The following is a 17,732-nucleotide window of genomic DNA, read 5'->3' as shown; positions in this document are numbered from 1 at the left end:
GCGAGCGCGTTCAAGGTGGCCGACAGCTTCTCCGGCTGCACCGTGCGCAGCAGCGGCAGCAGGTCGTCGAAGACCCGCTCGAGCTCGATGGCCACCGCTGTGCGGTCCTGGGGGATGACGTCGCCGTCGGCGATGGGTCGAGTGCGGCTGCCGGGCGCGACGACGAGGTCGACGTAGCGCTCACCGAACAGCGTCTTCGGCAGCAGCCGCGCGGAGACGTCGGCCGGGATCTGCGGCACCATCCCCGGCTTCAGCGCCAGCGACAGCACCGCACCCTTCCCCGTGGTGCGGATGTCACGAACCTCCCCCACGACCAGCCCGCGCAGCTTGACGTCACTGGAGGTCTGCAGCTGGGACCCGATGCGGTCGGTGCGCAGCGACACCATCACCACATCGGTGAAGACGTGTCTGAACGACGCGACCGACAGGCCCATGAGCAGGGCGATGACGAGCAGGAAGGCGACGCCGGACAGGGGGTTGGCCGCGCGCCCGACCCAGCTGTCACGCCGGTTGACGAGGCCGCTGAGCCATGACGGAGGTGGCGAGGTCGGCACAGGTCCTGCCTGCTGCCCGGCCTCGTCGCCGGCTGCCGTCCACTGTTCCGGGATGTCGCCTCCCCAGCGCGCCCGTCGTCTGCGTCACCGTGGCAACGAGCGACCCGGCGGCCGGTTACGGCGTGCGGGCGGGGTAGCCGTCCGGGCCCGGTCAGTCGGCGCAGGAGAAGGCGATGCCGTCGAGGATGTCGTGCTCGGACGTGATGACCGTGGAGGTGCCGGACACGCTGGCCACTCGCTGCACGACCTGGTGCCACACCAGCGCGCCGGCCCCGATGACGTCGACGCGGCCGGGATGCATGAACGGCAGGGCGGCCCGGTCGGCGCGGGTCATGTGGAGCAGCGACTGGCAGGCCGTCAGCACGGCGTCGGGCGGCAGGGTCGTGAGGTGGATGCGGCTCGCGTCGTAGGTCGGCAGACCGAGGGCATGGGCGGTGATGGTGGTGACGGTGCCGGCCAGGCCCACGAGGGCGGCGACGCCGCGGAAGTCGACCTCCCCGGCCGCGAGGTCGATGGCCTCGTCGATGTCGCGGGCCGCGGCCGCGATCTCCGCCTCCGTGGGCGGGTCGCTGCGCAGGTGGCGCTCGGTCATCCGCACGCAGCCGATGTCGACCGAGCGCGCCGCCTCGACGCTGTCGATGCCGCGGACGAACTCGGTCGAGCCGCCGCCGAGGTCGACGACGAGGCGCGGGCCGTCGATGCCGAGCGGCCGCAGCTCGCCGGTGGCGCCCCGGAACGACAGGGCTGCCTCCTCGGCGCCCGAGACGACCTCGGGCGCGACGCCGAAGTGGGAGAACGCCTCGCGCACCCCGGCGACGAACTCGTGGGCGTTGCCGGCGTCCCGCGAGGCAGAGGTCGCCACGAAGCGCACGGCCTCGACGCCCGCCTGCTCGCACTGGGCGGCATACTCGCGGGCCATCGCGACCGTGCGTCGCATCGCCTCGGGGTCGATCATCCCGGTGCGGTCGACGCCGTAGCCGAGGCGCACGACCTCCATGCGGCGCACGACGTCGGTCAGCTTGCCGGCGGCCGCGTCGACGTCGGCGACGAGGAGGCGGATCGAGTTGGTGCCGCAGTCGATGGCGCCGACGCGGGTCACTGCTCTCCCTCCGTCGCGCCCGGGACCGCGTCGTCCGGCACGCACGAGCCGGCCGCCCACCACTCGCCGAGCAGCTCGAGGGCCTCGTCGCCGAGCGGGTTGACGCCGGGGCCGGCGGCGAGCGAGTGGGCCACGAGGACGTGCAGGCACTTGACGCGGTTCGGCATGCCGCCCGCCGAGATGCCATCGATCTCGGGCACCTCGCCGAGCTCGGCGCGCCGGCGCAGGTAGTCGTCGTGCGCGGCGGCGTAGCGAGCCGCGAGGTCGGCGTCCTCGGCCAGCCGCTCGGTCATCTCCCGCATCAGCCCGCCGTTCTCGAGCGTGCTGATCGCGCCGGTCAGCTTGGGGCAGGTCGCGTAGAACGTCGTGGGGAACGGCGTGCCGTCCGGCAGCCGCGGTTCCGTGGTGAGGACGTCGGGCCGGCCGCAGGGACACCGGTGCGCGACGGCGGCGACACCGCGGGGCACGCGCCCGAGCTGGACGTGGACGGCGTCGAGGTCCGCCTGGGTGGGGGCCTCCGGGCGGGTGGGGGTCATGCGGGACCTACTGCTTCGTCGGGGTCGGGGTGGAGGAGGGATCCGGCGTGCCGGACGAGCCGGACGGGGTGCCGGCGCCGTGGTCGGCGACCTTGGCGGACTCCCAGACGCGGCCGTACCACGGTGAGTGCTGCTTCGACGTCGGCGCCGCCGCCACACCAGGGGTCTCGGGCTGCTCGGGGTCGCCGTCGATAACGGTGTAGGAGCGGTCGCCGACCATGACGAACTTCAGCCGCTCGCGGGCCTGCTGCTCGACGTAGGCGTTGTCGTTCCAGCGGGCCTGCTCCTTCTGGAGCTCCTCGACCTGTCGCTGCTGCGTCGCCACCTGCTCGCGCATGGCGTCGATGTCGCCCTGCTGGCGCAGGTACGAGCGCAGCGTGGGCACCAGCGTGATGGCGAGCAGCACGAAGATCGAGGCCAGCACGAGGATGCGCCGCAGCGACCGGGTGGCCTTTCGGTCACGTGCCGAGCGGGCGGCGGCAGCCGCCTGCCGGAGGGCGTTGCCGCCCCGGGCGGAGGGTCGTGCCGCGGTCGAGCGGGTGCTGGGCCGCGAGGCTGCCGACTTCGCGCCCGGGCGCGCCCCGGAGCCACGCCGCGCCGGTCGGCGTGGCGTGGCTCCCTGTCCCCCGCTGGTGGTCGGCATCGAAACCTCGTTGGCCCCTGCTCGGTGTCGCCGTCAGGCGTCAGCCGCGAGCGGCAGTCGAGAAGCGCGGGAAGGCGGCGGCACCGGCATACACCGCGGCCTCGTCGAGCTCCTCCTCGATGCGCAGCAGCTGGTTGTACTTCGCGACCCGCTCGGACCGGGCCGGGGCGCCGGTCTTGATCTGGCCGCAGTTCGTCGCGACGGCGAGGTCGGCGATGGTGGTGTCCTCGGTCTCGCCGGAGCGGTGGCTCATCATGCAGCGGTAGCCGTTGCGGTGCGCCAGCTCGACGGCGTCCATCGTCTCGGTGAGCGAGCCGATCTGGTTGACCTTCACCAGCAGCGCGTTGGCGGTGCGGGAGTCGATGCCGCGCTGGAGCCGCTCCGGGTTGGTGACGAACAGGTCGTCGCCGACGATCTGGACCCGGTCGCCGAGGCGGTCGGTGAGGGTCTTCCATCCGTCCCAGTCGTCCTCGTTGAGCGGGTCCTCGATGGAGACCAGCGGGTAGGAGTCGACGAGGTCGGCGTAGTAGTCGACCAGCTGCTCAGCGGTCTTGCCGACGCCCTCGAACTGGTAGGTGCCGTCCTCGTTGAAGAACTCGCTGGCCGCGACGTCGAGCGCGAGGGCGATCTGGGTGCCCGGCTCGTAGCCGGCGCGGGTGATGGCCTCGAGGATGAGGTCGAGGGCCTCGCGGTTGGAGCCGAGGTTCGGCGCGAAGCCGCCCTCGTCGCCGAGGCCGGTGGCCAGGCCCTTCTCCTTCAGCACGGCCTTGAGCGAGTGGTAGACCTCCGCGCCCCAGCGCAGCGCCTCGCGGAAGGACTCGGCGCCGATCGGCGCGATCATGAACTCCTGGATGTCGACGTTGGAGTCGGCGTGGCTGCCACCGTTGAGGATGTTCATCATCGGCACCGGCAGGACGTGGGCGTTGGGGCCGCCGACGTAGCGGAAGAGCGGCAGGCCGGCCGACTCGGCGGCGGCCCGGGCCACGGCGAGGGAGACGCCGAGGATGGCGTTGGCGCCGAGCTTGCCCTTGTTGGGGGTGCCGTCGAGGCCCAGCATCTCGGCGTCGACGAGCCGCTGCTCGCTGGCCTCGAAGCCGAGGAGCTTGGGTCCGATCTCGTCGAGCACGGCGTCGACGGCGTTCTCCACGCCCTTGCCGAGGTAGCGGTCCTTGTCGCCGTCGCGGCGCTCGACCGCCTCGAAGGCGCCGGTGGAGGCGCCGGAGGGCACGGCCGCGCGGGCGATCGTGCCGTCGTCGAGGGCCACCTCGACCTCCACGGTCGGGTTGCCTCGGGAGTCGAGGATCTCGCGGGCGCCTACTGCCTCAATCGTGGCCACAACATCTCCTGCACGTGCCGGACGGGTGTCCGGGTCTTCAACGGGAAGGCGTACGGACACGAGCCTAGCCGCTCGTGGGTCAGGAGACCTGACCCCACGCCACGGCGAGGGCGGCGCCGAGGCGGGCGTTGCTGCGCACGAGCGCGATGTTGGTCTCCAGGCTGCGACCGCCGGAGAGCTCGACGATGCGACCGAGCAGGAACGGCGTGATGTCCTTGCCGTGGATGCCGCGCTGCCCGCACTCCCCCAGCGCCTGCTCGATGAGCGCCCCGATCACGTCGGCCGGGATCTCGTCGTCGACCGGCACCGGGTTCGCGATGGAGATGCCGCCGGCGAGGCCGAGGTCCCACTTCGCGCGCATCATCGCCGCGAGCTGCTCGACCGAGTCGACCCGCATGGGTGCGCGGTGGCCGGAGGTGCGCGAGTAGAACGAGGGGAACTCGTTGGTGCCGAACCCCACGACGGGCACGCCGAGCGTCTCCAGCGACTCCAGGGTCAGGCCGATGTCGAGGATGGACTTCACCCCGGCGCTGACCACCGCGACGTCGGTCTGGCCGAGCTCGGTGAGGTCGGCGGAGATGTCGAAGGTCGTCTCGGCCCCGCGGTGCACCCCGCCGAGGCCGCCGGTGACGAAGACCCGTATGCCGGCGAGCGCGGCCAGGCGCATGGTGGCGGCCACCGTGGTCGCCCCGTGGGCGCGGGTGGCGATGATGTAGGGCAGGTCGCGCAGGCTGACCTTGGCGACGTCACCGTGGCTTGCCAGCACCTCGAGCTCGTCGCGGGACAGCCCGATGCGGGGCACGCCGTCGAGCACGGCGATGGTGGCCGGCACGGCTCCGCCGTCACGCACGATGCCCTCCACCTCGACGGCCATCTCGACGTTGCGGGGGTAGGGCATGCCGTGGCTGATGATGGTCGACTCCAGCGCGACGACGGGCGCACCGTCGCGTAGCGCCGCGGCGACCTCGTCGGAGAGCGCGAGCATCGAGTGCGGGGTGGCGGTGGTGGTCATGCGTTCTCCTTCGCGGCGCGCAGCTCGGCGTCGACGAGGCGCGCGCTCATGTCGGGGCGGACGGTCTCGGGGCTGGCCACGGTGAGGGCGGCCGCCATCTGGCCGAACGCGGCGGCGGTGGCAGGGCTGTCGCGGCGCAGCAGGCCGTGGACGAAGGCAGCGGTCATCGCGTCACCTGCCCCGGTGACGTCGACGACCTGGGCGCTCGGCGCCGGGAAGTGGGTGACGGTGACGCGGCCGCCGTCGTCGAGCGAGCTGAGCGTGCTGCCGGCGAGCCCGCGGCGCACCCACACGTGGTGGACGCCCAGGTCGTGCACCTCGCGAGCCGCCTTGGCGACGCTCGCGCTGGTGTGGGGCACGCGGCGGCCGACGATGGCGGCGAGCTCGTCCTGGTTGGGGGTGAGCGCGAGCACGGGGCGCTCCGGGGTGAGCGCCGGCGCCAGCGCCGCGGCCTTGGCGACGCTGACCGGGTCGATGACGACCTCGACGCCACAGGCCGTCGCGTAGTCGAGCAGCCAGACCGCCGGGGCGGGCGGGATGTTGCCCTCGACGACGAGCAGGTCGCAGTGCGCGATGAGGTCGCGCGCCCCGGCCAGCTGGCGGACCGTGAGGTTGTCGGTGGAGGCCATGTTCGACACGGCCACGAGCAGCTCGCCGTCGGCGTCCATCACCGCGAGGTAGGTGCCCGTCGGGTCATCGGTGGTGACCACGTGGTCGACGACCACGCCGGCCTCACGGGTGGCCGCGACCAGCTCCTCCCCGAAGGCGTCGCGGCCCACGGGGGCCACGAGGTGGGTCGGCGAGCCGAGGCGGGCGAGGTTCTCGGCGATGTTGCGGCCCACGCCGCCCGGGCTGGTCACGGCTGCTCCGGGGTTGGAGGTCCGCAGCACGGCCGGGTCGCGGGAGTGCGCCTTGATGTCCATGTTGGCGCCGCCGACCACGACGACCGACTGGCGGTCCGCCCGCAGCACGTAGCCCCGCCCGAGGATGACGCCCTTCTTGGCCAGGTGCGAGAGGTGCACGGCGACCGAGGCCTTCGTGGTGCCGAGCCGTTCGGCCAGGGCGGCGGCGTCGAGCAGCGGGTCGACCCGCAGCAGGTCCACGATCTCGCGCTCGCGCTGGGTGAGGGTCACGTTGGAAGGATAAAGGACCTTAAGAAAAGCAAAAGAGCGGCTTCCCGCTGCCGAGGCACTGGGCGTCTGCCATCGTGAGGTGGTGGCACTGGCGGTCTGCCTGCTGTTCGACGAGCGCTCCGAGCGGGCGCTCCGGCAGCTGTGGCAGCGCGTGGAAGGGGCCGGGATCTCCTCGCTGCAGAGCCACACCCATGGCCGGCACGTGCCCCATCTCTCGTATGCCGTGCTGCGCACCTACGACGTCGCCGCCGTCACCGCCGCCGTGGCGGCCCTCCCCGACGGCGGCCAGGTGCGCCTGCACTTCGACGGGCTCGGCCTCTTCCGGCGCGGCCGTGCGTGGCTGATCCCCGGCGTCGGGGCAGACGTGCACGTCCGGCAGGAGCGGGTGGTGGCCGCGGCCGAGGGCACCGGGGCGGACCTGCACCTGCACTACCGGCCCGGCTGGTGGGTGCCCCACTGCACCGTCGCACCGCGCGTGCGGCGTGAGGCCCTCGCCACCCTCGCCGTCGAGGTCTACGGCACCCTGCCCCTGGAGGCCGTGGCCGACCGGGCCGCGCTCATCGACAGCAGCACCGGCGAGCAGTGGCCGCTCGACGGCATACCATGACCGCCCGCCAGGGCGGCCAGGGCTCTGACGCCCGCAAGGGCGGCTTGGGCTCGGTGCCCGCGAGGGCGGCCTAGCGACGCTCGGCCGCGAACCGGTGCAGCGCCTCGCGCAGCAGGTCGTCGGCCGACTGCCCCTGCTCCCGTGCCCGGGCCACCAGCGCGAGCATCCGGTCGCCGAGGTCGCCGTCGTCGCGGAGCGACGACAGGTCGCCGCCGGTGCGCTGCCAGCGCGACAGCGCCTTCTCGGCCGCGAGCATCGTGGGCAGCGAGACCGGTATGCCGTGCAGCAGGCCGGTGTGCCCGGCCTCGCCCCCGGTGTGCTCGGCCTTCTCCGCCCGCTCCTCGGCCTTGATGACCTCCCAGGCGCGCTCGACCTCCTCTGGCGTGCTCGCCTCGCCCTCGGCGAAGACGTGGGGGTGGCGGCGGAGCAGCTTCTCGACGATGGCTCCCGCCACCTCGTCGATGTCGAAGGGGCGGTCGGGGTCCTCCTCCCCCACCCGCGCCTGGAAGGCGACCTGCAGCAGCACGTCGCCGAGCTCCTCGACCATGTGGTCGCGGTCGCCGGAGCGGATCGCCTCGGCGGCCTCGTGCGACTCCTCGATGAGGTACTTCACCAGTGACTCGTGCGTCTGCTCGGCGTCCCAGGGGCAGCCGCCCGGTGACCGGAGGCGGTCCATGACCGCGACGAGGTCGAGCAGCCGGGCGCCCGGGACGTCCCACGAGCCGACGACGACCTCGACGTCCGGCGGGTCGGGCAGGCGGGAGACCTCCGAGGCGATGGCGTCGGTCAGGCCCGGGTCGCCGTCCGCGGACACCACCCAGACCACGCCGCCCCGGTCCGGCGTGGCGGCGGCTGCCGAGGTGGCCTCGGAGACGAGGGCGCGGGCCAGCTCCGGGGCGTGCACGTCGCCGACGTGGCGCACCCGCACCCCGGCGTCCTCGACGGCGGCGGCCAGCGGCTCGTCTGCGTCGCGGGCGAGCACCGCGTCGGCGGCCTCGAGGCACTGCCAGGCGGCGCGGGTGAGCAGCCCCGGGGCGATGCGGGGGCTGCTGCTCAGGAGCGCGAGGCGGCCCGGCACGAAGGTCAGCCCTGGGTCGACGGTGCCTTGAGCCAGTTGGTGTGCGGCGCCTCGAGCTGGAAGCCGTTCTTGTCGTAGACGCCGTAGCGCGGGTTGACCGAGACCTCCGCCTTCTTCAGCTCGTCGAGCACCTGCTGCTTTTCCGGGTCGGTCAGCTTCTGCAGGGCGAAGTTGGCCTTGACCAGGTCGAGGGTGGCCTGCGACGGGTCCTGGATCTGCGGGATGGCGGAGCGCGCCGACGAGTCGGACTCGCCCTTGCCCAGCCGGGTCGCGACGTCGTTGATGGCTGGAGCCGCGATGAGCGAGCTGACCGCGTCGCGCGTGGTGAGCGGGGTCTGCGGCTTGAAGGCCTCGTTGATCTGCTGCGCGGCGGTCTGGGCCTCGTTCTCGCTGATCTTCTCGCCGTTGACCACCGCGGCGGTGTCCGCGGTGCCGCAGGCGGACAGGGAAAGGGCTGCGACGAGCGCCGCCCCCACGAGCGGCCCACGCAGGGTCCGAAGTGCCTTCACTGACAATCCTCTCGTTGCTCTGCTGCCCGTGCTCAGCGCGCTGTCGCCGGCCCGGTGGCGACCTTCGCCGCGGTCGCCACACCGTCGAGCATGACAGCACGGATCAGGTCGCTGGCCCACTGGAGCACCTCGGTGTCCCGCAGGGGCCGGCCGCCCACCCGCGCCGTCATCGGCTTGGGCACCAGAATCGTACGGACCGCCTCCTTGACGAGCGACTTCGGGTACAGCCTCTGGAGCCGCAGCTGCGCCGACTCGGGCAGCTCCACCGGTCCGAACCGCACGTGGTTGCCCTGCACGCTGATGTCGGCGATGCCCGCCTGGCGGGCGACGGTGCGCAGCCGGGCCACCTGGATGAGGTTGCGCACCGGCTCCGGCGGCGTGCCGTAGCGGTCGACGAGCTCGGCCTCGATCTCGGCGAGCTGGGCCTCGTCGACGACGCTGGCGAGCTTCTTGTAGGCCTCGAGGCGCAGCCGCTCACCGGGCACGTAGTCGTGGGGCAGGTGGGCGTCGACGGGCAGCTCGATCTTGATCTCGGCCGGTGCCGTCTCGCCGTCGCCCCGGAAGTCGGCGACGGCCTCGCCCACGAGGCGGACGTAGAGGTCGAAGCCGACTCCGGCGATGTGGCCCGACTGCTCGCCGCCGAGCAGGTTGCCGGCGCCGCGGATCTCGAGGTCCTTCATGGCGATCTGGATGCCCGAGCCGAGGTCGGTGTGGCTGGCCATGGTCTGGAGCCGGTCGTGGGCCGTCTCGGTCATCGGCTTCTCGGGCGGGTACAGGAAGTAGCAGTAGGCCCGCTCCCGGCCTCGGCCGACGCGGCCACGGAGCTGGTGCAGCTGGCTGAGGCCGAGCACGTCGGCCCGTTCGACGATCAGGGTGTTGGCGTTGGAGATGTCCAGGCCGGTCTCGACGATCGTCGTGCAGACGAGGACGTCGAACTTCTTGTCCCAGAAGTCGAGGACGACCTGCTCGAGCTTGTGCTCGCCCATCTGCCCGTGGGCCGTGGCGACCCGGGCCTCGGGGACGAGCTCGCGGATGCGCGCCGCCGCCCGCTCGATCGTGCTGACCTTGTTGTGGACCATGAACACCTGGCCCTCGCGGAGCAGCTCGCGGCGGATGGCGGCGGTGATCTGCTTCTCGTCGTAGGCGCCGACGTAGGTGAGGACGGGGTGGCGCTCCTCCGGCGGCGTGGCCAGGGTCGACATCTCACGGATGCCGGTGACGGCCATCTCGAGCGTGCGCGGGATCGGGGTCGCCGACATGGCCAGGACGTCGACCGCGGTGCGCAGCGTCTTGAGCTGCTCCTTGTGCTCGACCCCGAAGCGCTGCTCCTCGTCGACGATGACCAGGCCGAGGTCCTTGTACCGGATGTCCTTGGACAGCAGGCGGTGCGTGCCGATGACGAGGTCGACGCTGCCGTCGGCGAGACCCGCGATGACCTCGCGCGCCTCCTTGTCGCTCTGGAACCGCGACAGGGCCTTCACGACGACGGGGAACTGGGCGTAGCGCTCGGTGAAGGTCTGCAGGTGCTGCTGCACCAGCAGCGTCGTCGGCACGAGCACGGCGACCTGCTTGCCGTCCTGGATGGCCTTGAAGGCGGCCCGGACGGCGATCTCGGTCTTGCCGTAGCCGACGTCGCCGCAGATGAGCCGGTCCATCGGCACCGAGCGCTCCATGTCGGCCTTGACCTCGTCGATGGAGCTGAGCTGGTCGGGGGTCTCGACGTAGGCGAAGGCGTCCTCGAGCTCGCGCTGCCAGGGGGTGTCGGGGCCGAAGGCGTGGCCGGGGGTCGCCATGCGGGCGCTGTAGAGCTGGATCAGCTCGTTGGCGATCTGCCTGACGTAGCGACGGGCCTTGGTCTTGGTCTTGTGCCAGTCGGAACCGCCCATCTTGTTGAGGGTGGGCTGCTCGCCGCCGACGTAGCGGGTGACCTGGTCGAGCTGGTCGGTCGGCACGTAGAGGCGGTCGCCGGGCTGGCCGCGCTTGGACGGCGCGTACTCCAGCACGAGGTACTCGCGGGTGGCGCCGCCGATGGTGCGCTGCACCATCTCGACGAACTTGCCGACCCCGTGCTGCTCGTGGACGACGAAGTCGCCCGGCTTGAGCTGGAGGGGGTCGACCTGGTTGCGGCGCCGCGACGGCATACGACGCATGTCCTTGGTGGACCCGCCCTGGCCCGGTGTGCCGGTGAGGTCGGTCTCGGTGACCACGGCGAGCCGGCTGGCCGGGACGAGGAAGCCGCTGCCGAGCGAGCCGGTCGTCAGGTGCACGATGCCCGGGGCGAGGTCGCCGAGGTCGGCGTCGAGCCGGGCGGGCACCTCCTCGCCGGCGAGCACCTCGTGGACGCGGCGGGCGAGGCCGTGGCCCTCGGTGACGACGACCACGCGCCACCCGTCACTGGTCCACTGGCGCAGGTCCTTGAGGGCGTCGGGCGTGCTGCCGCGGTAGCGCGGCGCCTCGCCCAGACCGGTGTTGACGACGGCCGCGTCGGCCGCCACCTCGTCGGCGAGCTCCTCGTCGGCGGTGAACGGGTTGAGGTCCCACCACGGGAGGTCCCGCTCGCGGGCGTGGGTGCGCAGGTCGGCCAGGGACCAGAACGAGGCGGTGCCGAGCACGCCCTGCAGGTCGATCGGCACGGCGTTGCCGGCGGCGGCGTTGGCCCAGCCTGCATCGAGGAACTCCTGGCTGGTGGCGACGAGGTCGTGGGCGCGGGTGCGCACCCTCTCGGGGTCGCAGAGCAGGACCGTGGTGCCCTCGCGCAGGGTGTCGAGGACGCTCTCCATCCCGTCGACGAGCACCGGGGCGAGCGACTCCATGCCCTCGACGGCGATCCCCTCGGCGAGCTTGCCGAGCAGGTCTGCCGCGCCGGGCAGCTGCTCGACGAGCGCGGCGGCGCGCTGCCGCACCGACTCGCTCAGCAGGACCTCACGGCAGGGTGGCGCCCACAGCCCGTGCTCTGCGACCTCGAGGCTGCGCTGGTCGGCGACCTTGAACCAGCGGATCTCCTCGACGGTGTCGCCCCAGAACTCCACACGCACCGGGTGGTCCTCGGTGGGCGGGAAGACGTCGAGGATGCCGCCGCGCACGGCGAACTCACCGCGTCGCTCGACGAGGTCGGTGCGGCTGTAGGCGGCCGCCGCGAGGTCCTCCACGACCTGCTCGAGGGGAGCCTCGTCGCCTGCCCTGAGCGCCACCGGCTTCAGCTCGCCGAGGCCCTTGACCACCGGCTGCAGCACCGCGCGCACCGGTGCGACGACGACGTCGAGGGGCCCGTATGCCGCGTCGGCGGGGTCGGGGTGGGCCAGTCGCCGGAGCACGGCGAGACGCTTGCCGACGGTGTCGCTGCGGGGGCTCAGCCGTTCGTGCGGCAGCGTCTCCCAGGCGGGGAAGTCGGCCACCTTGTCGGGGGCGAGGAAGCAGCGCAGGGCGTCGACGAGGTCGTCGGCCTCGCGGGTGGTGGCCGTGACCACCAGCGCGGGCTGCTTCGTCTCGCGCACCAGGCTCGCGATGAGTGCGGGCCTGGCGCCGGCCGCGGTCGTGACCTCGGCGGTGAGCTCCCGGCGGCGCGCGACGTCGAGCGCGGCGGAGACGCCGGGCGCATCGGTGAGCGCGTCGAGCAGCGGGGTGAGGGCCATGGGGGGACTCCTGGGGACAGCACGAACGCCCACGGCCGACGGGACGTGGGGGGACCTCAAGACTAACCGCGGGAGGTGACAGGGCATTTCCGAAGGGAGCGGGCACGCGGCGCCGTCGCGACGGACCACGTCCTCGGCCTACGTCTTCGGCCCGACGGCCGGAGGACCGCGAGCGCGTAGCGTCGGGCCCTCGTGGATCGGGACCGGCCGGGAGGCACGATGGGGACGGCGTGGAGCCGGCCGCTGCGGCTGGCTGTGGGAGCGGTGACCTGCTTCCTCGTGCTCGCCGTGCTCGTGGCGACCGGCACGACCCAGGCCCTCGACGTCGAGGTGGTCAGCCACCTGCGACCCCGCGACGCCTGGGGTCCGGCGCAGGTCGAGTGGAGCCCGTGGATGTCGCGGCTCCAGCCGGGCCGGATGTACCTGCTGCTGGCGGCGACGTCCGCGGCCGCGGCGGCCTGGCGACGGAGCTGGTGGCCGCTCGTCTTCGGCGCGGTGCTCGCGGGCTCCTCCGCGGCGTTGACCGTCCTGGCCAAGGTGGCCCTCGACCGACCCGACCCACACGGCTGGGTGGCCACCTCCGGTGGCAGCTACCCCTCCGGGCACGTGGTGGCGCTGCTCGTCTGCCTCTCCGGCTGCCTGCTGCTGGTGGGGCCACGGGTGCGGTGGTGGCTGTGGGCACCGGTGGTGGTCGCGGCCACGCTGCTCTCCGTGAGCCTGCTGGTGTCGGCGGCCCACTGGCCGAGCGACGTGCTCGGTGGGGCGCTGCTCGCGGTGGCGGTGGTGGGCGGGCTCAGCTCCCTGTCGCTGCGTCAGCGCGCCGTGGTGCCGGCCCCGAGGAACGCGAGCAGTCGCGGTGCCACGACCTCGGCGTCGTAGTCCCGGGCGAACCGGTCCCTCCCGGCCCGGGCTACCCGGCGCAGCTCCTCCGGGGACTCCATCAGCCCGATGAGGATGCGCGCGGCCTCCTCCGGGTCGTCGATCGGCCAGAACCGGCCCTCTTCCGGGTCGTCGAACAGCTCGGGCAGGGCACCCGCCGTGCTGGAGACCACCGGCAGCCCGGCTGCCATCGCCTCCATGATGGCCAGCGACGACGACTCCGAGTAGGACGCGTGGACGTAGGCGGAGTAGGAGGGCAGCCGCTGCTGGACATCGGTGCGGAAACCGTGCAGGTGCACCTGCTCCCGCACCCCGAGCTGGTCGGCCAGCGACGTCAGCCGGCCGTGTTCCACTCCCTCGCCGAACACGTCGAGGGTGTAGGTGTAGCCCTTGTCCCGCGCCGCGGCGAGCACCTGCACGAGGTAGCGGTGGTTCTTGACCGCCTCGAGGTTCCCCACGGAGACGAGCGCGCCGGCGGGCCGCGCGGTCTCGCGCACCTCGGGCGCCTCGTGCGCCTGGGCCTGGGCCTTGGCGACGGGCGCGCTGACAAAGTTGTGCACCACGGTGTCCGGCACCCCGGCTGCCTCGGGCATCCACTCGTGCACCGCCGAACGGGCCCACGACGAGACGTAGACGAGGCCGTCGACGCGTGGGACGACGTCCCGTTCGGTGTCGCGGATCCACCGGTAGACCCGTCCACCCCGTCGGATCTGCCCCTTGTCGGCCCACTCGTCCGCCTGCGAGATGCGGAAGTGCACCGCCAGCACCACCCGCTGGTGGGGGCCCTGGCGCGCCGCGAGCGCGGCCCGGGCGGAGACCGGGCACTGCGCGTAGACGGTGCAGGCCTCCTCCTGGGCGAGCCTGCGTCGCAGGGCTCTTCGGAGGAAGAGCTCGTGCGAGGTCCGGTACCACCAGACGTTCCCCGGTCCCCAGACCCGCTCGAGCAGGACCCGCGCCCCGAACAGCGGCGCGAGGACCAGGGCGCGCGGCGGTGAGCCGACGGCCCAGGTGTGCGGTGTCACCAGCTCGGCCGTCCCGCCGGTCCGGGCGAGGTGGGCCCGCAGCTGGCGCACGTGCGTGTGGACCCCGGTGATCCCGCGTTCGCGCGCGATCGTCGCGATGACCAGGGGTCGGCTCATCGGTTCGCCTGCCGCACCACGCCCAGGCGACGCATCTTCGCGTCGGCGTCGGCCAGCACGTCCTCGAGGCCCGGCATCCCCTCCAGCCACGCGGCATACTCCGCGACCGAGTCCGCGGGCGTGTGCTTCGGCGCCCAACCGAGTCCGCGCAGCGCCTCGATGTCGGAGTGGATGTGCCTCGTGTCGCCGAAGCGGTACTCCCCCGACACCCGTGCCTGCTGGTCCGAGCCGTAGTGCTCGCGCACCACCTCCGCGAACTCCGCTGTCGTGTAAGGGGTCCCGCCTCCGACGTTGAAGACCCGGCCCACCGCCCGGTCATCCGTGAGCACCAGCTCGTTGGCGGCCACCACGTCGTGGATGTTGACGTAGTCGCGGATCATCCCGCCGTCCTCGTAGAGGGTGGGAGCCGACCCGAGCAGGTGGTGCAGGCAGAAGATGCGGCAGGCTCCCGAGTAGGCGTTGTAGATCGACTGCCGAGGCCCCTGGACGATGCTGTAGCGCAGGGCCACGGTCGGGATGTCGTAGCGGCGACCGAGGTTGATGGCGACCATCTCCTCGCCGTACTTCGACATCCCGTACGCGTTCTGCGGGTTCGCGAAGGTCTCCGGGGTCGTCCGCAGCTGGAGCGGTCCGCCGCAGACCGGGCAGCGGTGGTCCCACTCCCCTCGCGCGAGCGCCGACTCCGGTCGCATGTCGGGCGCCTGGTCGCCGTCGGCCGGGCACCAGTAGAGCCCCTCGCCCATGGCGGACTGCGACGAGGCGACCACGATGCGCTGGAGGTCCAGCCCCTCCTCGACCGCGACCTCGTAGAGGAATGCCGTCGAGACGACGTTGACCGAGCTGAACCGGGAGAAGTCCGTGAGGTAGTCCTGGTAGGCCGCGAAGTGGTAGACCGCGTCGACCCGGCGGAGCAGGTTGGCCAGCAGCTCGCGGTTGCGCACGTCGCCGACCCACAGCTCCGCCCCGGGCGTCAGGTAGTTGGGCCGGCCGTCGCGGTGGACCGGCGCTGTCAGGGCGTCGAGCACCACGACCTCGTGGCCGAGCTCGACGAGCCGGTCGCTCGTGTGCGAGCCGATGAAGCCGGCTCCTCCGGTGACCAGGATCCTCATCGCTGCGCCTTTCGGTTCGAGTGCACCTCGCGGTACACCTCCAAGGTGGACTTCGCCGTCTGCGCCCAGGTGAACTGCGCCGCCCGCGCCATGCCACGGGTGCGCAGGTCCTCCCCGCCCTCGCAGGCCCGCAGGATGGCGGCGCCGATGGCCCGTGGGTCGTCGGGGTCGGCGAGGAACGCCGCTCCCCCTGCGGTCTCCGGCATGGCGCTGCAGTCGGACGTCACGACCGGGCAGCCGCAGGCCATGGCCTCCAGGATGGTGAGGCCGAACGTCTCGTTGTGCGAGGGGTACACGAACACGTCTGCGGCCCGGTAGAAGTGCACGGTCTCCTCGAGGGGCACGCCCCCGACCCAGACCACGTCGTCGGCGATGCCGAGCTCCTCCGCCAGGGCGTGCAGCGACGAGACGTATGCCGTGTCGCGCCCGGGCCCGACCACCACCAGCCGGTGCCCGGCCAGGTCCGGCTTCGCGATCGCGAAGGCACGAAGCAGGCCGTCGCAGTTCTTGTACGGCCAGAGCGAGGAGACGAAGAGGACGAACGGCCCGTCCACGCCGTACCGCTCCGCCAGGCGCTGCCGTGCCCGGGCCGGGTCGCCGGGGCGGAAGAGCTCGTGGTCGACGGCCTCCGGGATGAGCCTCAGCTTGGCGGGGTCGACGTCGAGGTGCTTCTCGACCTCCGACCGCAGGCTCTCGGAGTTGATGATGATGGCGTCGGCGACCGCGGCCGTCCGCGGGTAGCCGATCCGTCGGTACAGCCGGGCCGCGGGGCTGATCGCCTCGGGAGCGGTGAACGCGTGCATCGTCTTGAAGTGCGCCACCAGCGCGGGTGCAGGCTTCACCATCGGCGCGATCAGGGTGTTGAAGACGTCGATTCCCTTCAGCGGCAACCGGACCGGCGCGTAGAGGTGCTCACTCAGCGTGCGCAGGTTCCGCCGCTCGTTCGACCACGGGAAGGTCACGTAGTGCACGCCCGGCCCGTAGCCCTGGTGCATGGCCCGGGACCGCCGGCTCACGAGGAGGTGGAGCTCCTCGTCCTCGGTGAGGTGGGCTGCCATCTCTGGGATGACGCGGGTCCAGAACCAGTGCGCCCCCGACGGGTGGTCCGGGTCGTCGGTGAGGAGGTTGATCGCGACGCGCATCGCTCAGAACACCCCGCTCGTGACGGCCTCGCCGGACATCCGCGACTGGCGGACGTACTGCGCGAGCAGGTGCATGCAGGCCTGGTGCGCGTCCTCCACGACCCCGTAGTTGGTGGAGTCGACATGGATCGAGACGGTCGCGAGCTCCTTCGACGGCCCGCCGGTGAACCCGGTCAGGGCGATGCTCTCCACGCCGTTGTCGGCGCACCACTGCAGGGCGCGCACGATGTTGGGCGAGCGGCCGGAGGACGACACGGCCACGAGCACGTCGCCCGGTCGAGCCAGCGACTGCAGCTGGTAGTCGAACACCTCGTCGTACCCGATGTCGTTGGCGATGGCGCTGAGGATCTCGACGTTGGTGCTCAGGCTCTGCACCCTGGTCCGCAGGTCCGTGCCGCCCCGCACGCCCTTGACGTGGTCGCACTGGAAGTGGTTGGCGATGGAGGCGGAGCCGCCGTTGCCGCAGGAGAAGACCGTGGCACCGCGGTCGTAGGCCGCGTCGAGGACCCGGGCCGCCGCCTCGAACCGTGCGGTGTCGACCGTCGCGAGAGCGGCCGACAGCTCGCCCGCGTAGTCGGTGGCGAACGAGCAGGCTTCCTCGTAGCGGTGCCTCGGGAACGTCACCGGGACGGCCGCGCTGGTGACGGGCGCGGTGCTGACGGACGCGGGGGCGCCGGGTGTCGCGGCATACTCGGCCAGGATGGCGTCGACGGCGTCGGCCAGGCCGCTCACCGCGGTGACGCCGGGCGCCGCCCCGTCGAGCTCCTCGGTGACGAGGAACGCGCGAGCGCCCACGGCGCGCGCCATCCCGAGGTCGGCGTCGGTGTCTCCCACGACCCATGAGCGGGCCAGGTCCAGGTGCAGGCTGGTGGCCGCGGCGAAGGCCATGCCCGGCCCCGGCTTGCGGTCCGCGCTGGTCCTGGCGAACGGCGCCACGATGCCGTCCGGGTGGTACGGACAGTAGAACCAGGCGTCCACATGGGCGCCGCCCCGCGACATCTCGGCGGCCATGTGTTTGTGCACCAGCTCGACGTCCTCGAGCTCGTAGTAGCCGCGGGCCACGCCCGCCTGGTTGGTCACGACGGCCACCGGGATCCCGGCCGCGTTGAGCCGTGCGATGGCCTCGACCGCGCCCTCGAGGAAGACGACGTCCTGGACCGCCCCCACGTAGCCGCTGTCGGCGATGATCGTCCCGTCACGGTCCAGCAGGACCCCGCGCCGGCTCATGGCCGGCTCCTGCACCTGCACCTTGTCACCAGTCATGCTGGCGCCTCCCCATCATTGTCCGAGATCCTGTGTGACGACGAAATGTGCTGTCCCATGG

16 protein-coding genes are annotated in these 17,732 nt (G+C 72.5%); 2 read left to right on the top strand and 14 right to left on the bottom strand.

Annotation, left to right across the window (positions count from 1 at the left end; translation table 11 throughout):
• From BMW78_RS20040 to BMW78_RS20010, 7 genes are all read right to left on the bottom strand, one after another.
• A partial coding sequence (locus tag BMW78_RS20040) for an MlaD family protein (protein ID WP_245736037.1) occupies window positions 1-554 on the bottom strand: 554 nt, incomplete at its 3' end.
• A 151-nt stretch (window positions 555-705) separates the two neighbouring features.
• Window positions 706-1,653 carry a Ppx/GppA phosphatase family protein gene (locus tag BMW78_RS20035; RefSeq protein ID WP_091763311.1) on the bottom strand — a complete coding sequence of 316 codons (948 nt, stop codon included), beginning with the start codon at window positions 1,651-1,653 and terminating at the stop codon, window positions 706-708.
• A complete protein-coding gene (locus tag BMW78_RS20030; protein WP_091763309.1) occupies window positions 1,650-2,189 on the bottom strand; it encodes a DUF501 domain-containing protein in 540 nt (179 codons plus the stop codon). The genes BMW78_RS20035 and BMW78_RS20030 overlap by 4 nt, the downstream gene beginning before the upstream one ends.
• A gap of 7 nt (window positions 2,190-2,196) precedes the next feature.
• On the bottom strand, window positions 2,197-2,832 hold the full coding sequence (locus tag BMW78_RS20025; protein WP_091763307.1) for an FtsB family cell division protein: 636 nt from the start codon (window positions 2,830-2,832) through the stop codon (window positions 2,197-2,199).
• A gap of 40 nt (window positions 2,833-2,872) precedes the next feature.
• Complete coding sequence (gene eno, locus BMW78_RS20020; RefSeq protein ID WP_091763305.1) at window positions 2,873-4,168, bottom strand: phosphopyruvate hydratase; 1,296 nt, start codon at window positions 4,166-4,168, stop codon at window positions 2,873-2,875.
• 79 nt (window positions 4,169-4,247) lie between these two features.
• Window positions 4,248-5,180 (bottom strand): pseudouridine-5'-phosphate glycosidase, encoded by a 933-nt coding sequence (locus tag BMW78_RS20015; protein WP_091763304.1) that lies wholly within the window; start codon window positions 5,178-5,180, stop codon window positions 4,248-4,250.
• Window positions 5,177-6,313: a carbohydrate kinase gene (locus BMW78_RS20010; RefSeq protein WP_091763302.1), complete on the bottom strand. Its 1,137-nt coding sequence runs from the start codon at window positions 6,311-6,313 to the stop codon at window positions 5,177-5,179. Before BMW78_RS20010 ends, BMW78_RS20015 begins: the two co-directional genes overlap by 4 nt.
• Window positions 6,314-6,395: 82 nt before the next feature.
• Between BMW78_RS20010 and BMW78_RS20005 the strand changes: the two genes are divergently transcribed.
• Entirely contained in the window at window positions 6,396-6,920 is a 525-nt protein-coding gene (locus BMW78_RS20005) for a 2'-5' RNA ligase family protein (protein ID WP_091763300.1), read from the top strand.
• 70 nt (window positions 6,921-6,990) lie between these two features.
• Here BMW78_RS20005 and BMW78_RS20000 read toward each other — a convergent pair whose 3' ends face one another.
• The 3 genes from BMW78_RS20000 to mfd are packed head-to-tail and all read right to left on the bottom strand — an operon-like array spanning window position 6,991 to window position 12,139.
• Window positions 6,991-7,998, bottom strand: a complete 1,008-nt coding sequence (locus BMW78_RS20000) for a nucleoside triphosphate pyrophosphohydrolase (RefSeq protein ID WP_091763298.1) — start codon at window positions 7,996-7,998, stop codon at window positions 6,991-6,993.
• A 5-nt stretch (window positions 7,999-8,003) separates the two neighbouring features.
• On the bottom strand, window positions 8,004-8,507 hold the full coding sequence (locus BMW78_RS19995; protein WP_091763296.1) for a SurA N-terminal domain-containing protein: 504 nt from the start codon (window positions 8,505-8,507) through the stop codon (window positions 8,004-8,006).
• 32 nt (window positions 8,508-8,539) lie between these two features.
• Window positions 8,540-12,139 (bottom strand): transcription-repair coupling factor, encoded by a 3,600-nt coding sequence (gene mfd, locus BMW78_RS19990; RefSeq protein ID WP_091763294.1) that lies wholly within the window; start codon window positions 12,137-12,139, stop codon window positions 8,540-8,542.
• 192 nt (window positions 12,140-12,331) lie between these two features.
• Between mfd and BMW78_RS19985 the strand changes: the two genes are divergently transcribed.
• A complete protein-coding gene (locus tag BMW78_RS19985) occupies window positions 12,332-13,018 on the top strand; it encodes a phosphatase PAP2 family protein (RefSeq protein WP_218144440.1) in 687 nt (228 codons plus the stop codon).
• Here BMW78_RS19985 and BMW78_RS19980 read toward each other — a convergent pair.
• Genes BMW78_RS19980 through BMW78_RS19965 form a run of 4 tightly spaced genes read right to left on the bottom strand, consistent with a single transcriptional unit; the run spans window position 12,952 to window position 17,671 of the window.
• Window positions 12,952-14,157: a glycosyltransferase family 4 protein gene (locus BMW78_RS19980; protein WP_091763290.1), complete on the bottom strand. Its 1,206-nt coding sequence runs from the start codon at window positions 14,155-14,157 to the stop codon at window positions 12,952-12,954. The two genes, BMW78_RS19985 and BMW78_RS19980, sit on opposite strands and share 67 nt — an antisense overlap.
• Window positions 14,154-15,266: an NAD-dependent epimerase/dehydratase family protein gene (locus tag BMW78_RS19975; RefSeq protein WP_091763288.1), complete on the bottom strand. Its 1,113-nt coding sequence runs from the start codon at window positions 15,264-15,266 to the stop codon at window positions 14,154-14,156. Before BMW78_RS19975 ends, BMW78_RS19980 begins: the two co-directional genes overlap by 4 nt.
• On the bottom strand, window positions 15,263-16,408 hold the full coding sequence (locus BMW78_RS19970; protein ID WP_091763286.1) for a glycosyltransferase family 4 protein: 1,146 nt from the start codon (window positions 16,406-16,408) through the stop codon (window positions 15,263-15,265). Before BMW78_RS19970 ends, BMW78_RS19975 begins: the two co-directional genes overlap by 4 nt.
• 3 nt (window positions 16,409-16,411) lie before the next feature.
• On the bottom strand, window positions 16,412-17,671 hold the full coding sequence (locus BMW78_RS19965; protein WP_218144439.1) for an HAD-IIIA family hydrolase: 1,260 nt from the start codon (window positions 17,669-17,671) through the stop codon (window positions 16,412-16,414).
• Between the last annotated feature and the right edge of the window lie 61 nt (window positions 17,672-17,732).

The sequence above is a fragment of the Pedococcus cremeus genome (genome assembly GCF_900111375.1).
Taxonomy (GTDB): Bacteria; Actinomycetota; Actinomycetes; order Actinomycetales; family Dermatophilaceae; genus Pedococcus_A; species Pedococcus_A cremeus.
The sequence above is the reverse complement of the archived record's forward strand: the minus strand, read 5'-3'. Positions and strand labels throughout refer to the sequence as shown.

Excerpts from the sequence above, each read along its gene's own strand:
- BMW78_RS19975 (WP_091763288.1), bottom strand. The coding sequence starts at position 15,266 with ATGAGGATCCTGGTCACCGGAGGAGCCGGCTTCATCGGCTCGCACACG.
- BMW78_RS19980 (WP_091763290.1), bottom strand. The coding sequence starts at position 14,157 with ATGAGCCGACCCCTGGTCATCGCGACGATCGCGCGCGAACGCGGGATC.
- mfd (WP_091763294.1), bottom strand. The coding sequence starts at position 12,139 with ATGGCCCTCACCCCGCTGCTCGACGCGCTCACCGATGCGCCCGGCGTC.
- BMW78_RS19970 (WP_091763286.1), bottom strand. The coding sequence starts at position 16,408 with ATGCGCGTCGCGATCAACCTCCTCACCGACGACCCGGACCACCCGTCG.
- BMW78_RS20015 (WP_091763304.1), bottom strand. The coding sequence starts at position 5,180 with ATGACCACCACCGCCACCCCGCACTCGATGCTCGCGCTCTCCGACGAG.
- BMW78_RS20025 (WP_091763307.1), bottom strand. The coding sequence starts at position 2,832 with ATGCCGACCACCAGCGGGGGACAGGGAGCCACGCCACGCCGACCGGCG.
- BMW78_RS19965 (WP_218144439.1), bottom strand. The coding sequence starts at position 17,671 with ATGACTGGTGACAAGGTGCAGGTGCAGGAGCCGGCCATGAGCCGGCGC.
- BMW78_RS20030 (WP_091763309.1), bottom strand. The coding sequence starts at position 2,189 with ATGACCCCCACCCGCCCGGAGGCCCCCACCCAGGCGGACCTCGACGCC.